Origin of the sequence: Solwaraspora sp. WMMD406 (genome assembly GCF_029626025.1) — a bacterium.
GTDB lineage: Bacteria > Actinomycetota > Actinomycetes > Mycobacteriales > Micromonosporaceae > Micromonospora_E.
Window position 1 is genome coordinate 1,734,968 of record NZ_JARUBF010000001.1, and the last position, 14,486, is coordinate 1,749,453.

Below are 14,486 nucleotides of genomic sequence, written 5' to 3' on the forward strand. Positions count from 1 at the left end.
CGTTCCCATGAACCGATAGGAGCAAATATGAAAATGTTTCGATTGAAATCCCGGGCTGGCGCGGCCACGGTCGCCAGCGCCGCGGCGATCTCGGTCGTCTTCGCGGCGGGTGCCGCACGAGCGGAACCGGCCTCCGCGCCCGCCACCCGGCCCGGCCCGGACCAGTCGGCCGCCGTACTGGCAGCACACCAGTCGGCCGCCGCCGTACCGCTCGACCGGCTCACCGTCGCCAGCACCCAGGTCGCGTTCGGCCTACGACGTCCCACCGCGATGATCGCCCCGGACGACGGCAGTGGTCGGCTGTTCATCGCCGAAAAGACCGGTACGGTACGGGTCTACCACCCGGACTCGGGGCTCGCCACGGATCCGCTGCTGGACATCAGCGACCGGGTCGACATCTCCGGCAACGAACGCGGTCTGATCGGCATCGCCACGGCACCGGGGTTCGCCACCGATCCGGCGATCTACCTCGCGTACACGGCACTGCCCGACGGCGCGGTGACCCTGTCGCGGCTGCCGCTGGACGCCCCGGACCAGCAGCCGGTCCCGGTGGACACCGAGGAGGTGCTGCTGACCCAGCCGCACGCCGAGTTCGCCAACCACAACGGCGGCCAACTCGCCTTCGGCGTCGACGGTCACCTCTACTGGAGCATCGGTGACGGCGGCGGCGCCGACGACGTGCTCGACACCGGCCAGGACCTCGGTACGCTGCTCGGCAAGATCCTGCGGATCGACGTCTCGGCGGCCTGCGGCGCACTGCCGTACTGCGTACCCGAGGACAACCCGTTCGTCGACGAGCCCGGAGCCCGCGCGGAGATCTGGGCGTACGGCCTGCGGAACCCGTGGCGCTTCTCGGTCGACCCGGCCGACGGATCACTGTGGATCGCCGACGTCGGCCAGGGCTCGTACGAAGAGGTCAACCACCTGCGCGGAGTCGCCGGAGCCAACCTCGGCTGGTCCTGCCGCGAAGGGCCGGTCGAGTTCGACCCGCAGCGGTGCGACCCGGCGGCCGACTACACCGACCCGGTCTTCCACTACCAGACCTCGGTCGGCGGCTGCGCGGTCATCGGCGGGCACGTCTACCGGGGCAGCGCCTTCGCCGACATCGCCGCCGGCACCTATCTGGCCACCGACTACTGCTCGGCGACGGCGTACGCGATCCGGCCGACGGCGGACGGCGGATACGACACGGCGGTGATCGGTGAGCTGCCCATCCAGCCCACCACCATCGGGGTGGCCGGCGACGGCGAGCTGTATCTCGTCAACGACCTGCCGGGGCAACTGCACCGGATCTCGTTCGCCGCCGAGGTCGACCCCGATCCGACCGGTGAGTGCCAGATCGGCTACTGGGTGGACAGCGACTGGGGCGCCGGCTTCACCAGCACCGTGACGATCCACAACACCGGAACCGAGCCGATCGCCGGCTGGTCGGTGGGCTGGGACTTCACCGGGGCACAGCGGATCGAATGGCCGTGGAACGCCGTCACCACCCAGCAGGGGACCACTGTCACCGCGGGCAACGCCGCCTGGAACGGCGCGATCCCACCCGGGGGTACGGTCAGCTTCGGCTTCCTGGCCAGCAGTGACGGCAGCGGTGCGGGCGGACTGCCGGCGGTCTTCACGCTCAACGGTCTCGAGTGCGCCGTACCCGAGCCGTCGGCCGGCTGACCAGGCGGCCGGCACCGTCGGTCAGCGCAGCGGATGGGCGATCACCGGGGTCCCCGGCGGGAATTCCGCCGGATCGACCACGGCGATCGCCCCACTGCCGAAGAAGCCATGGTTGACCAGCACCAGTCGGTGACAGTCCGGATCTCCGGTACGGTCGGGCAGCTGCCCGACCAGAGCCCGGACCTGGTCGGCCGAGGGCTCGTCCAGGGTGAAGCCGTCCTGCCCCCATACCCCGCTGACCTGGAAGAACTCGCGGTCGTCGCGCTGGATGTCGCCGTTGAGGACGATCATGCGGTCGGAGCCGGTCAGCGCGCTCGACGCCTCGTTGAGCCCCCAGGCGGAGTACGTCGCCGTCCCCGACTCGGGTGCCTCGCCGATGCCGATTCCGGTGCATCCGGTGAGCGCGAGCACCGCGAGCACGGCGACCACGGAGCTGACGACCGGTCTGGCGGCGACCGGTCTGGCGGCGACGGGCCGGGCCGGCCCGTCGTTGCCCGGCCCCGACTGTCGCCGGATGGTCGCCATGGCGCGATGCTCCCACACCCAACCATGTCAACTCGGACGTATCCGGTCGGATGCCCTATCGGTGCTACCGCCAATCACTTCGTTGGGCTCGGCGGCTCACTTCGCCGGGCGTGGCGGCACACCCAATGCCGCGCATGCTTCCTGATACATCCGGACCACCTCGTGCCGCACCTGGGACCGCTCGGTCAACCGGTGCGCGAACGGCACCCGTACCGGGACTTCGACCCCGTCGAGACCGGCCGCGAAGTCGATTCCGTCGGCGTCCAGCCCGACCATCCGGGCCGCCGTCGCGCGGGGGACACCACCGAGCGACCGACAGATCAGCAGGGAGTCGGCCGAGTGGTCATCGTTCATGTGTCGGGCGATCTGCGCCACCACATCGGGGGAGAACGGATCGGTCACGCCGCCGGCTCCATCTGCTCCAGGTCCCGGCCGAGTTCGGCGAGGACCGCCGAGTTGTGCCGGTACGCGACCGCCACCTCGCCGACCAGGGCGGCCTCGGCGGTCGGGTCCAGCGGCAACGCGTCGAGCCGCGCCCGGTACGCGTCCTTGTAGTCACGTGGGCTGTCGACACCGGCGAAGTGATAAAACGCCACCCCGCCGTCGTCGGTCAACCCGTACGTCTGCGCCACCGATCGTCCGATGAACAGGCCACCGGACAGGTCGCCGAGGTAACGGGTGTAGTGGTGCGCCACGAACGCGGGCGCGAACGTGAAGCAGACCTCCTGCATGCGGGTCACGTACCGCCGCGTCGCCACCCCCGGCGTGATCTGCGCGGCCCAGTCGGATCCGAGCAGGAACGCCAGGTCGGCTTCGAGCGCCGGCAACCGGGTCAACCGGTCGTCGACGAAGCCGCCGGCCAGCGGATCGTCGCGCATCGCTTCGGCCGCCTCCTCCAGCACCTGGTAGATGAAGTAGTGCTGGGCCACCAGGTCGGCGTACCGGCGTCGGGGGAGTTCCCCGGCGACCAGCGCGGAGACGTACCGCTGGGACTCGGCGGCCTGGTGGTCCTCCCAGCTGGCGGCCCGCAACCGGGCGGAGAAGGTGTCACTCATCAGGGGGTTCTTCCTTTCGGTGCCGTCTCGTCGGTGCGGTCTGGTCGGTGCCGTCTCGGAACGACCAGCGGCAGACCGGTCTCGGGATGGGCCAGCACCTCGATATCGTGCCGGTAGACCTCGCTGAGCAGCGTGGGGGTGAGCACATCGGCCGGGGTGCCGACGGCGCGTAGCCGTCCGGCGGACAGCAACGCGATCCGGTCGGCGTACGCCCCGGCCAGGCTCAGGTCGTGCAACACCACGACGACGGCGTCCCCGGCCGCCGCCCGCTGTCGGGCGATCCGCAGCACCAGTTCCTGATGGTGCAGATCGAGCGCGGCGGTCGGTTCGTCGAGCAGCATCGCGGTGGCCCGCTGGGCGAGGACCCGGGCCAGCGCGGCGCGGGCCTGCTCACCGCCGGAGAGCGAGGTGAAGGTACGGCGGGCGAAGCGGGCCACGTCGGTGGCGTGCAGGCATTCCTCGACGATGCGGTCGTCAGAGTCCTCGGCGGGCAGGCCGGCCCAGGGTGCCCGGCCCATCCGGACGACCTCGGCGACGGTGAATGGAAACGACAGCACGCTCCGTTGGGTCAGCACCGCTCGGCGTAACGCCAGCTCGACCGGGGACCAGGCCGACTGCGCCGCACCGTCGACGCGTACCGACCCGGTGGCCAGCGGTACGTCCCCGCAGATCGCGGCGAGCAGGGTCGACTTGCCGGCACCGTTGGGTCCGACCAGCGCTACCACCTCGCCAGTGTGGACGACCAGCTCGACGTCGTCGAGTACCGCGCGGCCACCGAGTTCGACCCGGAGCTGGCCGACTTCGATCAACGCGCTGCCGGCGGGCTGGCGGACCGGCGGCCGGGCCGGGGTCCGGCGGATCGACGGACGCGCCGGGATCCGGCGGATCGGCGGCAGCGCGCCGGCCCGGCGGATCACCCCCAACCCCCGGCCCGGCGACGGGTACGGCGCAGCAGCCAGAAGAACGCCGGGCCGCCGACCACGGCGGTCAGTACGCCGAGCGGCAGTTCCTGATAGTCGACCAGGGTTCGGGCGGCGAGATCGGCGGCGATCACCACGATCGCCCCGCCGAGCGCGCTGGCCGGGATCAGCACCCGGTGCCCGGGGCCGGCGACCATTCGGACCAGGTGCGGCACCACCAACCCGATGAAGCTGATCACTCCGGTGAAGGCGACCGCCGCCGCCCCGAGCAGCGCGGTCACCACGATCATTCGCAGCCGGAGTCCTTCCACGTCGACCCCGAGGTGGCGGGCCGAGCGTTCGCCCAACGCCAACAGGTCCAATCTGCCGGCGGACAGTCCGGCCGTGACCAGTCCGATTATCAGGCACGGCCCGGTGACGGCGACCGCTTCCCAGTTGGCCTGGGCGAGGCTGCCGAGGTTCCAGAAGGCGATCGCCTGCACACCGGCGGCGTCGGTGACGAACATCAGCAGCCCGATCGCGGCTCCGGCGACCGCGTTGACGGCGATGCCGGTGAGCACCAGGGTGACCACCTCGGTCCGCCCGTCGGCCCGGGACAGGACGTAGACCAGGTAGGTGGTGGCCAGCCCGCCGACGAAAGCGGCGGCGGCCGTGGTCCAGCCGCCGAGGACCGTCACGCCGGTGACGATCGCCAGCGCCGCGCCGACCGCCGCGCCGGCGGAGACCCCGATGACACCGGGTTCGGCCAGCGGGTTACCGAAGATGCCCTGCATGACGGCGCCGGCGCAGCCGAGCGCGGCACCGACGATCGCGGCCAGGACGACCCGGGGGAACCGGACGATCCACAGTGCGCTGTCGGCGTGCGGCGCGGTCGGCGGTTCGCCGACGGGTAGTCCGATCCGGTGCAGCACCGAGGCGATCACCTCGGCCGGGGCGATCTGGACCTGACCGGTGCCGGCGGCGAACACCGCTACCGCGACCAGGGTGCCGGCCAGCCCGATCAGCAGCAGCGGCCGGCGGGCGGCCGAACCGGCTGGGCGCCGCGACCCGGGCCGAGGTGGTACGTCGGGTCCGGTCACGTCCGTACCGGTGGTCCGGGCTGGTGGCACCGGTTCACCGGCATTCGTGGATCGCCCGGGCCAGCGCCGCGACGGCGTGCCCGGTACGCGTACCGAAGTTGAGCAGGATCGTGTCGTCCATGTCGACGATCCGTCGCTGCTGTCCGGCCGGGGTCTGCGCGACACCGGGCATGGCGAGCAGGCCGTCGACCCCGCCGACCGACTCCAGGCCCTTGGTCATCACGAGGATCACGTCCGGTGCGGCGTTGATCAGGCCTTCGCTGGTGAGCGGCCGGAAGCGTTCCAGGCCGATCGCGGTGCCGGCGTCGCGTCCACCGGCCGCCTCGATCATCGCGTCGGAGCCGGCGCCCTTGCCGCCCATCAGGTACACCCCGGCGGTGCCGCGCAGGTAGAGGAAGGCGACCAGCGGCCGGGCATCATCGTCGCCGGGTACACCCTCACGTGCGGCGGCGATCTCGTCCTCCACCCTGGCGACGAGTCGTTCGCCGGCTTCGACCACGCCGAGCGCGGCGGCGACCGCGCGGATGTGTCCGGGTACGGCGGCCAGGCTCTGCTCGTCGCCGACCCGGACCACCGGGATGCCGGCGGCGCGCAACTGGTCTAGTACCTCCGGTGGGCCGATGCTGTCGTCGAGGAGCACGACCGTCGGGTCGAGCGCGAAGATGGCTTCGGTGGACAGGTCGTGCCCGCCGGGGGTGACCAGCGGCAGGGCGGCAGCGGCCGGGAAGTCGGTGGAGGTGTCCCGGCCGACGACCCGGTCGCCGAGTCCGAGGCTGAAGACGATCTCGGCGATCGATCCGTACAGGTTGACCGGCAGGATGCGGCTGGCGTCGGTCACGGTCACCTGGTCGCCGGCGGCGTCGGTGACGGTGACCGGCAGCGTGGGGGTCGGTGCGGGGTCGAGCGGTGTCACGTCGGTGTTCGTCACGACGGCGGTGACCGGCCCGCAGGCGACGACCGAGCCGTCGACCGGGCCGTCCGCTGCGGCGTTTCCGCAACCGGCCGTGCCGACCAGCAGCGCCGCGCCGATGAGACCGGCGACCCAGGAGGGCGGCCGAGTCACGGCCTGCTCCCGCTGGCGCGGCGGCGGCGGGCGGCGGAGAGGCCGACCAGGGCGATCACGCCGAGGGCGAGCAGGATCAGGGTGCTGCTCCACCACTGGCCGGCGGATCCGACACTGCTGACTCGGGTGACCGCCAGGTCGTTCGTGCTCGTCTGGACGGTGTCATCGTCGCCCTGACCAGCGTCGGTACCGGTGGCGTCCGATCCGGTGGTGCCGTCGACGGCCGGGGCCGGGGCGGGTCCGGTCGTACCGGCGTCGGCGGGTCCGGCCGCCGCACCGGAGTTGGCCGTCCCGCCGGAGCCGGCGGTCGCGCGGGTGGTGGCCGGGGCGGGACCGCTCGTGGCCGGGGGCCGCGTGCTGGTCGCGGTCGGGGCGGTCGGCGGGGCTGCCACCGGCGCGAACCGGATCGGGATCCGGACGTCCTGGCTGCGGTCGCTGGTCCGGGTGTGGTCGGCGCGACTCACCACCGAGCAGACTCGGACGGTGCAGTCGACGTCCCCGATTGTGGTGACCACCGGGACCCTGACCTGGAACGACCCGCCGCTGCCGTAGGGTACGGCGAGGCCTTCGCCGTACGCCGGCGGGTTGCTGGAGATCCAGTGCGAGCTGCCGCTGGTGCCGGACATGTCGGCTCCTCCGCCGCAGGGGGAGGGCACCGCCCCGGCACCGTTGTCCACACAGAAGCTGACGTAGATGCCCTTGCTGGTGTCGTAGCCGGTGCCGCTGACCGTGACGGTCTCGCCGGAGCGGCTGACGCCGGTGCTCTTGGAGACGGTGAGCCGCTGCCCGCCGGAGCCGGTGGCGGTGGTGTCGGCGTGGGCGGTGCCGGCGGTGGTCGACACCAGTACGCCGAGCACGAGCGCGCCGATGGCCAGCGCCCGGCCCGCGACCGTGGTCGGGACCGTGGCCGTGGCCGGGACCGCTGTCGTCGTGCTCGCCGTGGCGGTGGCGATCGCGCGGGTCGGCCCGCTGCGCGACGGCGATGACATGGCGTTTCCTTCCCAGCAGGTGCCGGTTGAGATTTCAATGAAGGTTTGCCTAACCTAAGTCATCGTCCCAGGTCGAGCAAGGGTACGACCGGTTGACGATCAGGTACGCCCGCCGGATGATGCATCTGTTAGGCATGGCTAACCTAATCCAGATCGCACACCGGGTCCACATGCGAATGTGAACACGGTAGGTAACCATCCGGAAAGGATCAGTAATGACCTCATCCAGAGCAGGCGCTCTGGGGCGACGGTCGGCGAGCTGGGCGGCGGTAGCCGTACTCGGTGCCGCGACCGCACTCGTCGGTGCCTCGCCCGCCATGGCTGCCCCGGCCGACATCACCGAGGGAAGCCTGAATTGGGGCTTCAAGGCGTCGTTCCGCACCTACGTGTCGTCCGGCAACGGCAATCCGCCGATCGCGGCCAGCGACGGTGCCTCGATCAACGCCGACGGCACGTTCGCCTTTCCGTCGACCGGCGGGAGCTACGACGCCGAGACCGGTGAGACGAACGCCACGTACGGCGGCACCGTCGTCTTCTCGTACCCGGCGCACATGTTCACCATCACCCTGGCCAACCCGACGGTAGCCGTCTCCGGCGGCGCCGCCGTACTCAAGGCCGACGTCGAACTGGAAAGCACCGCCTTCCCGCCGGTCGATGTCACCCAGGCCACCATCGCGGACCTCACCACAGCCTCGGGCAATCCGGTCGCCGGGGCGGACGGCATCACCGGCACCGGTCTGGCCGCCACCCTGACCGCCGAGGGCGCTGCTGCGTTCGCCGGCTTCTACGGCGCGGGCGAGACCCTCGACCCGCTGACGTTCGACGCGGCCACCTCCGGTGGCGGCGAACCGGGCGCGCCTGCCGTCACCGTCACCCCGTCCACCGGGGTCGACCCCGACGGCGCGACCATCGCGGTCATCGGCTCCGGCTTCGATCCCGAAGCCAACAACGCCGCCGGCATCTACGTCTCGTTCGGACCAAAGGTCGACGAGCACTGGACCAACGCCAGTGTGCTGCAGGTCACCAAGTGGGTGAGCAGCACCAACGAGCCGACCGACGCCCGCGACACGATGAACGCCGACGGATCGTTCAGCACCACGCTGCCGATCAGCGCCCGGTACACCGACCGCAACGGCAACGCGGTCGACTGCACGGTGACGCAGTGCTACGTGATCACGTTCGCGGCGCGCGGCTCGGCCGACCGCAGCCAGGACACCTTCACCCCGATCACCTTCGCCGCCGCTGCCGGTGGCGGCTCGGCCAGCCAGCAGATCGCGGCCACGGTCCTGCCCGGTGGCCCGCTCACGCTCAGCGTGGCCGGTTCCTCGGTCACTCTGCCGGCCGTCGCCAACGGCGCGGTGACCAGCGGCGCGTTGAACGCCGCTACCGTCGCCGACCTGCGCGGCAGCAACGCCGGCTGGAGCCTGGTCGGCCAGTCCGGCGACTTCGTCGCCGCCGGTGACGCGGTCATCGCGGCGAACAACCTGGGCTGGGTGCCAAGCGCGTCGGTGGTGGACGACCCGCTGGTCGGGGCCGCCGGCACGGTCACTCCGGGTGCGGTCGCCGACCCCGGCGCCGGTCTGGGCACCGCCCGCGCGTTGTGCACCTCGGCTGCCGGAGCCAGCGCCGGCACCTTCACCTGCGGCGCACAGCTCAACCTCGGTGTGCCCGCTTCGGCCACGCCGGGCGACTACACCGCCACCCTGACCCTCACGCTGTCCTGAGCGGTTGACGGCCGGCCGGTACGGGACGACTCCCGTACCGGCCGGCTCCGATCCTGGAGTACGGATGTCCACGCCACCACGCTCTCGTCGCCCCCGTCCGGCCGGTGCCGGGCCCGTCGGTCCGCTGTTCGTCGGTCCGCTGTTCGTCGGTCTGCTCTTCGTCGGTCTGCTGCTCGCCGGCGTGCTGTTCGCCACGGCTCCGGCCGGTGCCCAACCGGCGAGCCCGGCACCGGTGCCCTCGACTGGTGACGGCGTCACCTGGTCCGTCCAACCCTCCGGGCCGGACGGACCCACCGGCCGCAACTACTTCGTCTACGACCTCGCTCCCGGCGCGCAGATCACCGACTACGTCGCGATCAGCAACCTGAGTGACCAGCCGCACACCTTCTCGGTCTACGGCACCGACGGGTTCCTCACCGAGGACGGCGCGTTCGCGCTGCGGCCCGCGAGCGAACCGGCCACCGACGTGGGCACCTGGGTCCGTTTCGACCAACGGGAGTACGCCGTACCGGCTGGTGAGCGGCTGGACATCCCGTTCACCCTGACGGTGCCGGCCAACGCCACTCCCGGCGACCACGCCGGCGGCGTGATCGGCTCCATCGTCCAGGTCCGTACCGACGCCGCCGGACAACAGATCACCGTGGACCAGCGGGTCGCCGCCCGGATCTACCTGCGGGTCGACGGTCCGGTCCGACCGGCGATCACCGTCGAGTCGATGAGCATCGAGTACGACGATCCGATCAACCCGCTTGGTGACGGTGACGCTACCGTCACCTACCAGGTCCGCAACACCGGCAACATCAGGATCGGCGGTACGGGCGCGGTCCTGCTGGACGGCCCGTTCGGCTGGAATCTCGCCCGGACCGCCCCGATCGACCTGCCGGAGCTGCTGCCCGGTAGCGCCTTCACGGTCACCGAGCGGATCACCGGGGTGCCACCGGCACTGCGGCTGACCGGCACCGTCGACCTGGCTCCGGTCACAGTGGATGAAGCATTGCCGCCGGTCACCCGGTCGGCCAGCGTCTGGGCGCCACCCTGGCTGCTGCTCGCCGCGATCGCCGTACTGGTCGGCTGGACGCTGGTCCGGCGTTGGCGGGACCGCCACCGGACCGCCCGGACAGCCGGAGCCGCCGAGCCCGGCGGCGGCGACCCGCATGCCAGCGACGGCACCCCGCAGGCCAGCGACGGCACCCCGCATGCCAGCAACGGCACCCCGCAGACCAGCGAGGGCGCTGTCCCGCCGGAGGCCGGGACCCGGTCCGCGACAGGTCCGGCGTCGGCGTCGGCCAGCACTCGATGATCGGCCGGCGGACCTCGGCAGTGGTACTCGCCCTGGTTCTCCTGGCCGGGGCGGCCGGCCTACCGTCGACGCCGGCCAGTGCGGCCCAGCCGCAGGTACGGGTCGACCCGGCCACCGCTGCGGTGGGGGACCGGCTGACCGTCACGTTGACCGGCTGGCCGGCCGGCAACATCCAACTGGACGTGTGCGGCAACCAGGCCGACCGAGGATCGCTCGACTGCGCGACCCTCGCCGCGCACCACCGGCACCTCGCCGGGCCCGACCCGGTGACCACCTCGATCACCGTGGTCGCGCCGCCGGTTGCCTGCCCCTGCGTGGTCCGCGCCCGGTCGCTCGATCCGGCCGCGACCGGAGCAGCGACAGGTGCCGTCACCGGCGATCCGGTCACCGGCGTCGCGTCGCTGGGAATCGTCGGTCTGGTGGTGCCGGCGGCACCGGTCGATCCCGATCCGGGCCAGCTGCGGATCACCGGGTTGACCGTACGTCCGGCCGGCTGGGACTGGCCGGCGCTGTTCGCCCTGCCCAGTCGACTTCTGGTCGAGGTCGATCTGCACAACGACGGTCCCGCCACCGCCGTCGACCCACGGCTGGCGGTGTTGGTCGGTCGTCCCGGACAGGCCACGCTGATCGTCGAACCACCTCAGGTACCCGTACTGGCGGCCGGTGAGCGGCGCGCTGTCCGGATCGCCGTGCCGGTCGACGCCCCGGTGTACGGCCGGTACGCCGTGCACGGGCAACTCGACTGGGCCGTCGGCCCGGGTGGGCATGCCGGCATCCCGTACGCCGGCACCCCGGTCGTCTTCGTCGCGGAGACCGAGCGCTACCCCTGGGGCTGGGCGGCGCTGGCCGGCGTGCTGCTGCTGATCCTGCTGGCCCGGCAGGTCGTCGGGCTGGTCCGCGACCGGCGTCAACCCTTCTTATCGTGACGGGCGAGCCACTGCTGGCTCTTCACCGTGTCGGGATGCTCCGGTCCGAGTACCCGACGTTGGTCGGTGAGTAGTTCCCGACGTAGCCGGATCGCCTCGGGGTGCGCCCCGGCGTCGTACGCCTTGGCCGCGTGCATCTCCCGCATGAACATGGTGTGCCGATGGTACGGCCCGAGCACCCGGGCGTGGTCGGCGAGGACGTCCCGGCAGAGCCGGTAGGCCTCTTGGTGGTGCGGCCCGTCGGACAGCACGGCCACCTGCATCCGCCGGGTGTACATCAGCCCGGGATGGTCCGCGCCGAGTAGCCGCAGCTGGTCCCGCCCGAGACTGTCCAACCGGCGCAGTTGCTCGTCCGCGCTGTCGGCGGCCATGGCGTGGTCGAGCCGGGCGTCGAGGGTGACGGTGTGATCGGCCCCCAACGCCCGACCGGCGTCGTCGACCACGGCGGCGAGCAGGTGTTCCGCGTCGACCCGGTCATCGGCCTTGACCTGCCGGGCATGTTGGTGGCGGGCTCTGATGGTGTACGGGTGCTCCGCGCCGTATCGCTGGGTGACCATCGGGATCAGCGTTTCGTAGCGGCGCCTCGACTCGGCCGCGTCGCCGGCCGATCCGGTGGCGAAGGCGAGCTGGCCATAAGCGTCCAGGGTGAGCGCGTGCATCGGCCCCAGCTCCCGCTCCAAATCCGGGAGCAGATCGACGAGCTGGTGCCGGGCCGCCTCCGGATCACAGTTGCACGCCAAGAGGAACCGGGTCTGCAGGGTGTCCTCGTGCCGTGCGCCGAGCACCCGGACCTGGTCGTCGTGTACGGCGGTGAGCCGCTGCCGGGCCTCGGGCTGGTTGCCGGCCTGGCCGATGTTCTGCGCGAGGTAGGCCCGGGTGAGCAGCAGGTCCCTGTTGCCGGCCGGCAGGATCCGCTGCTGATCGGCGAGTACCTCGCGGAGCAGCTCGACGGCGCGGGTACGCTCGCCGCCGCGACCGGTCCAGACCCCGAGCAAGTACTTGGTCCGCAGCGTCGCGGCGTCCTCGGCACCGTTGATCCGCTCCCGGTCGATCAGCAGGTTCCGCAGCAGCCGGACCGCTTCGGACGGCGCACCGTGCTCGCCCACGGCGATCGCCTCGCGCTCGCGTTCGTACAGCCGGGCAGCCCCGGTGACGACCGGGGTGCCACCCGGAGCGACGCTGCCAGGGCGGTAGGCGACGTTGCGGACCAGCCCCAGCAGGTCGGCGGTGCCGGTGCCGCGCTGCTCGGGCACCGACAGGCCTTCGCCCTGCAAGGTGGTGCGCAGGTGCCGGTAGACGTCGCCCAGGGTCAGCAGCTCGCCGCCGCCGGGCAGACCGCGTTCCAGCAGCGTCAGCAGCCGGCCGGTGAACGCGGTGTACGGCTCCCCGTCGAGCACCTTGGCCACCCGGTTGGCAGGGGACGCGGTCAACGTGTAGCTACCGCTGACCGTGATCTGCCCCAACACCTGGCCGTCGACATCGCTGAGCGCCTCACCGGTGGCCCGCCCGGAGTAGCAGCAGTCCAGGATCACCACCCGGTTGGCGGCGGGGGAGTCGAGGCAGACGTCCCGGATCGCGTCGAAGGGCAGCGCCGTGAACGGCAGGCGATCGGTCCGGGTGCCGAACAGACCGAGATACAGCTCTCCTCGCCGGCCCAGCACGCCGTGCCCGGCGTAGTAGACCAGCAACGTGTCCGACGCCGCCGCGGCTGCGGGGATCAGGCGCTCACCGACCACGCCGAGGTCGGCATTCGGCGGTACGACGACGCAGTTCTCGGTCGGGAAGCCGGCCAGCCGGGGGTCGGTCAGCAGCCGGACGAGGTCGGCGACGTTGTTGCCGACCTGCGGGACATCGGTCAGCTCGTCGGTGGCGTGATACGCCGGGGTGCCGATCAGCACCACCCGGGACCGAGCGGGATCAATGGGCCGCATCGCCGCCGATCTCCGGTCGCGCGGACGCGTCTGCGGCCAGCGCCTGCTCGATGAGCCGTTCGACCTGCTTCACTCGCTTGGCGTCGATCTCGATCACGTCACCGGCGGCGGTGCGGACCGTGATCCGTACGTCGGACCGGCGGGGCTGGGCGAACCAGGTCTGCAACGACTCGGCCAGCACGCTCAGCACGCCGCCGGCACCGAGCGCGACTATCAGCAATTCGAGGATGCCCAGCTCACCGCGCTGCGGCGGGGCCGACTCGAGGCGTACCCTGCCGCTCAGTTCCGGTTCGGCAGCCAGCCACTGGCGCAGGTCCCGCACCAGCTGCGGGGCGTCGTCGTGGTGCACGGTCAGCGACAAATCCATCGGTCGTATCCCTTCCATGGCCGTACCAGGTGGCCGCCACTCCAGGTACTGACGGACACGTCGCACCGCGCGCCGAGCGGCGCGACAAGGGTCTCCATAGTGGGCGATGACATGAACCGGCCACAACGTCAAGAAGTTGACACTGTGGATGGTCTGCCAGTGTACCGCTGCTGATCCTGCCGGCCCGTCAGGTGATCGGACTGTGCCGGTCCGTCAGGCGATCGGACTGGCGCGTCAGCGCCGGCAGGTCACGGGTCGAGCGGTTTGTGGGCGATCACGGTGCCCTGTGGGGTCCGCTCCGACTCACCGTCGCCTTCCCGCACGATCGTGGCGTACGGCGCGAAGCCGGCGGCCCGCAGCAGGTCGACCACGTCGGCCGGCTGCTGGCGGTACCAGTCCAGGTCGACCGGTTTGCCGAACGACTCGTCGGCGTGTCCGTGCTCGTCGCCGACCTGGAAGGCGAGCATCAGAGCGCCACCGGGGGCGAGCACCCGGTGGAACTCCGCGAAGACGTCGGGCCGCCGATCCCACGGTACGTGGATGATCGAGTAGTAGGCGAGCAGTCCGCTCAACGACCCGTCACCGATCTCCAGGTCGAGCATCGAGCCCACCTCGAACCGCAGGTCCGGGTGAGTACGGCGGGCCAGCTCCACCATCCGTGGTGACAGGTCGACGCCGAACACGTCCAGGCCGAGCCGCCGCAGCACGACGGTCACCCGTCCCGGCCCGCAGCCCACGTCGGCCACCGGCCCGCCGCCGGCCGCCCGTACCAGTTCGGCGAAGGCGGTCAGCAGCGCCTGGTCCAGCGGTCGGCCGTCGAGATCGGCGGCGACGACCTCGGCGTACTCGCTGGCGGTCGCGTCGTAGGACATCCGGGTGGTGGCGAGGAAGTCTGCGGCGGACATGGCCGTGAAGCGTACCGGTCGGCTCACCGCGATG

Annotated in this window: 14 protein-coding genes; 4 read left to right on the top strand and 10 right to left on the bottom strand. The window is 71.7% G+C overall.

The features are described from left to right. Positions 1-27 precede the first annotated feature (27 nt). On the top strand, positions 28-1,668 hold the full coding sequence (locus O7632_RS07925; RefSeq protein ID WP_278112682.1) for a PQQ-dependent sugar dehydrogenase: 1,641 nt from the start codon (positions 28-30) through the stop codon (positions 1,666-1,668). 21 nt (positions 1,669-1,689) lie between these two features. On the opposite strand, the gene O7632_RS07930 is transcribed toward O7632_RS07925, so the two are convergent. From O7632_RS07930 to O7632_RS07960, 7 genes are all read right to left on the bottom strand, one after another. After that, positions 1,690-2,193 (bottom strand): hypothetical protein, encoded by a 504-nt coding sequence (locus O7632_RS07930; protein ID WP_278112685.1) that lies wholly within the window; start codon positions 2,191-2,193, stop codon positions 1,690-1,692. Positions 2,194-2,289: 96 nt separating this feature from the next. Beyond that, positions 2,290-2,595 carry a DUF2470 domain-containing protein gene (locus tag O7632_RS07935; RefSeq protein WP_278112687.1) on the bottom strand — a complete coding sequence of 102 codons (306 nt, stop codon included), beginning with the start codon at positions 2,593-2,595 and terminating at the stop codon, positions 2,290-2,292. Continuing rightward, positions 2,592-3,248 carry a biliverdin-producing heme oxygenase gene (locus O7632_RS07940; protein ID WP_278112688.1) on the bottom strand — a complete coding sequence of 219 codons (657 nt, stop codon included), beginning with the start codon at positions 3,246-3,248 and terminating at the stop codon, positions 2,592-2,594. The genes O7632_RS07935 and O7632_RS07940 overlap by 4 nt, the downstream gene beginning before the upstream one ends. After that, the gene (locus O7632_RS07945) at positions 3,248-4,165 is read right to left on the bottom strand and encodes a heme ABC transporter ATP-binding protein (RefSeq protein WP_278112691.1); all 918 of its coding nucleotides are present in this window, start codon (positions 4,163-4,165) and stop codon (positions 3,248-3,250) included. Before O7632_RS07945 ends, O7632_RS07940 begins: the two co-directional genes overlap by 1 nt. Further along, complete coding sequence (locus O7632_RS07950) at positions 4,162-5,277, bottom strand: iron ABC transporter permease (RefSeq protein ID WP_278112692.1); 1,116 nt, start codon at positions 5,275-5,277, stop codon at positions 4,162-4,164. Before O7632_RS07950 ends, O7632_RS07945 begins: the two co-directional genes overlap by 4 nt. 4 nt (positions 5,278-5,281) lie before the next feature. Beyond that, positions 5,282-6,310 (bottom strand): ABC transporter substrate-binding protein, encoded by a 1,029-nt coding sequence (locus O7632_RS07955; RefSeq protein WP_278112694.1) that lies wholly within the window; start codon positions 6,308-6,310, stop codon positions 5,282-5,284. After that, positions 6,307-7,299: a hypothetical protein gene (locus O7632_RS07960; protein ID WP_278112696.1), complete on the bottom strand. Its 993-nt coding sequence runs from the start codon at positions 7,297-7,299 to the stop codon at positions 6,307-6,309. The genes O7632_RS07955 and O7632_RS07960 overlap by 4 nt, the downstream gene beginning before the upstream one ends. 215 nt (positions 7,300-7,514) lie before the next feature. On the opposite strand from O7632_RS07960, the gene O7632_RS07965 reads away from it, so the two are divergent. The 3 genes from O7632_RS07965 (at position 7,515) to O7632_RS07975 (ending at position 11,249) form a co-directional block, all read left to right on the top strand. Beyond that, positions 7,515-9,023 carry an HtaA domain-containing protein gene (locus O7632_RS07965; protein ID WP_278112699.1) on the top strand — a complete coding sequence of 503 codons (1,509 nt, stop codon included), beginning with the start codon at positions 7,515-7,517 and terminating at the stop codon, positions 9,021-9,023. Positions 9,024-9,087: 64 nt separating this feature from the next. Continuing rightward, a complete protein-coding gene (locus O7632_RS07970) occupies positions 9,088-10,323 on the top strand; it encodes a DUF916 domain-containing protein (RefSeq protein WP_278112701.1) in 1,236 nt (411 codons plus the stop codon). Positions 10,324-10,343: 20 nt separating this feature from the next. Further along, positions 10,344-11,249, top strand: a complete 906-nt coding sequence (locus tag O7632_RS07975) for a hypothetical protein (protein ID WP_278112703.1) — start codon at positions 10,344-10,346, stop codon at positions 11,247-11,249. Here the strand turns inward: O7632_RS07975 and O7632_RS07980 are convergent. The 3 genes from O7632_RS07980 to O7632_RS07990 all read right to left on the bottom strand — a co-directional run bounded on the left by O7632_RS07980 (position 11,231) and on the right by O7632_RS07990 (position 14,452). Further along, a complete protein-coding gene (locus O7632_RS07980) occupies positions 11,231-13,180 on the bottom strand; it encodes a tetratricopeptide repeat protein (RefSeq protein ID WP_278112705.1) in 1,950 nt (649 codons plus the stop codon). The two genes, O7632_RS07975 and O7632_RS07980, sit on opposite strands and share 19 nt — an antisense overlap. After that, complete coding sequence (locus O7632_RS07985; protein ID WP_278112707.1) at positions 13,167-13,547, bottom strand: hypothetical protein; 381 nt, start codon at positions 13,545-13,547, stop codon at positions 13,167-13,169. The genes O7632_RS07980 and O7632_RS07985 overlap by 14 nt, the downstream gene beginning before the upstream one ends. Positions 13,548-13,795: 248 nt before the next feature. Beyond that, the gene (locus tag O7632_RS07990; RefSeq protein ID WP_278112709.1) at positions 13,796-14,452 is read right to left on the bottom strand and encodes a class I SAM-dependent methyltransferase; all 657 of its coding nucleotides are present in this window, start codon (positions 14,450-14,452) and stop codon (positions 13,796-13,798) included. Positions 14,453-14,486 lie beyond the last annotated feature (34 nt).

What these genes read in the sequence shown, in the direction of transcription:
- O7632_RS07930 (WP_278112685.1), bottom strand. Translation starts at nt 2,193, where the DNA reads ATGGCGACCATCCGGCGACAGTCGGGGCCGGGCAACGACGGGCCGGCC.
- O7632_RS07990 (WP_278112709.1), bottom strand. Translation starts at nt 14,452, where the DNA reads ATGTCCGCCGCAGACTTCCTCGCCACCACCCGGATGTCCTACGACGCG.
- O7632_RS07985 (WP_278112707.1), bottom strand. Translation starts at nt 13,547, where the DNA reads ATGGATTTGTCGCTGACCGTGCACCACGACGACGCCCCGCAGCTGGTG.
- O7632_RS07960 (WP_278112696.1), bottom strand. Translation starts at nt 7,299, where the DNA reads ATGTCATCGCCGTCGCGCAGCGGGCCGACCCGCGCGATCGCCACCGCC.
- O7632_RS07940 (WP_278112688.1), bottom strand. Translation starts at nt 3,248, where the DNA reads ATGAGTGACACCTTCTCCGCCCGGTTGCGGGCCGCCAGCTGGGAGGAC.
- O7632_RS07970 (WP_278112701.1), top strand. Translation starts at nt 9,088, where the DNA reads ATGTCCACGCCACCACGCTCTCGTCGCCCCCGTCCGGCCGGTGCCGGG.
- O7632_RS07925 (WP_278112682.1), top strand. Translation starts at nt 28, where the DNA reads ATGAAAATGTTTCGATTGAAATCCCGGGCTGGCGCGGCCACGGTCGCC.
- O7632_RS07965 (WP_278112699.1), top strand. Translation starts at nt 7,515, where the DNA reads ATGACCTCATCCAGAGCAGGCGCTCTGGGGCGACGGTCGGCGAGCTGG.
- O7632_RS07980 (WP_278112705.1), bottom strand. Translation starts at nt 13,180, where the DNA reads ATGCGGCCCATTGATCCCGCTCGGTCCCGGGTGGTGCTGATCGGCACC.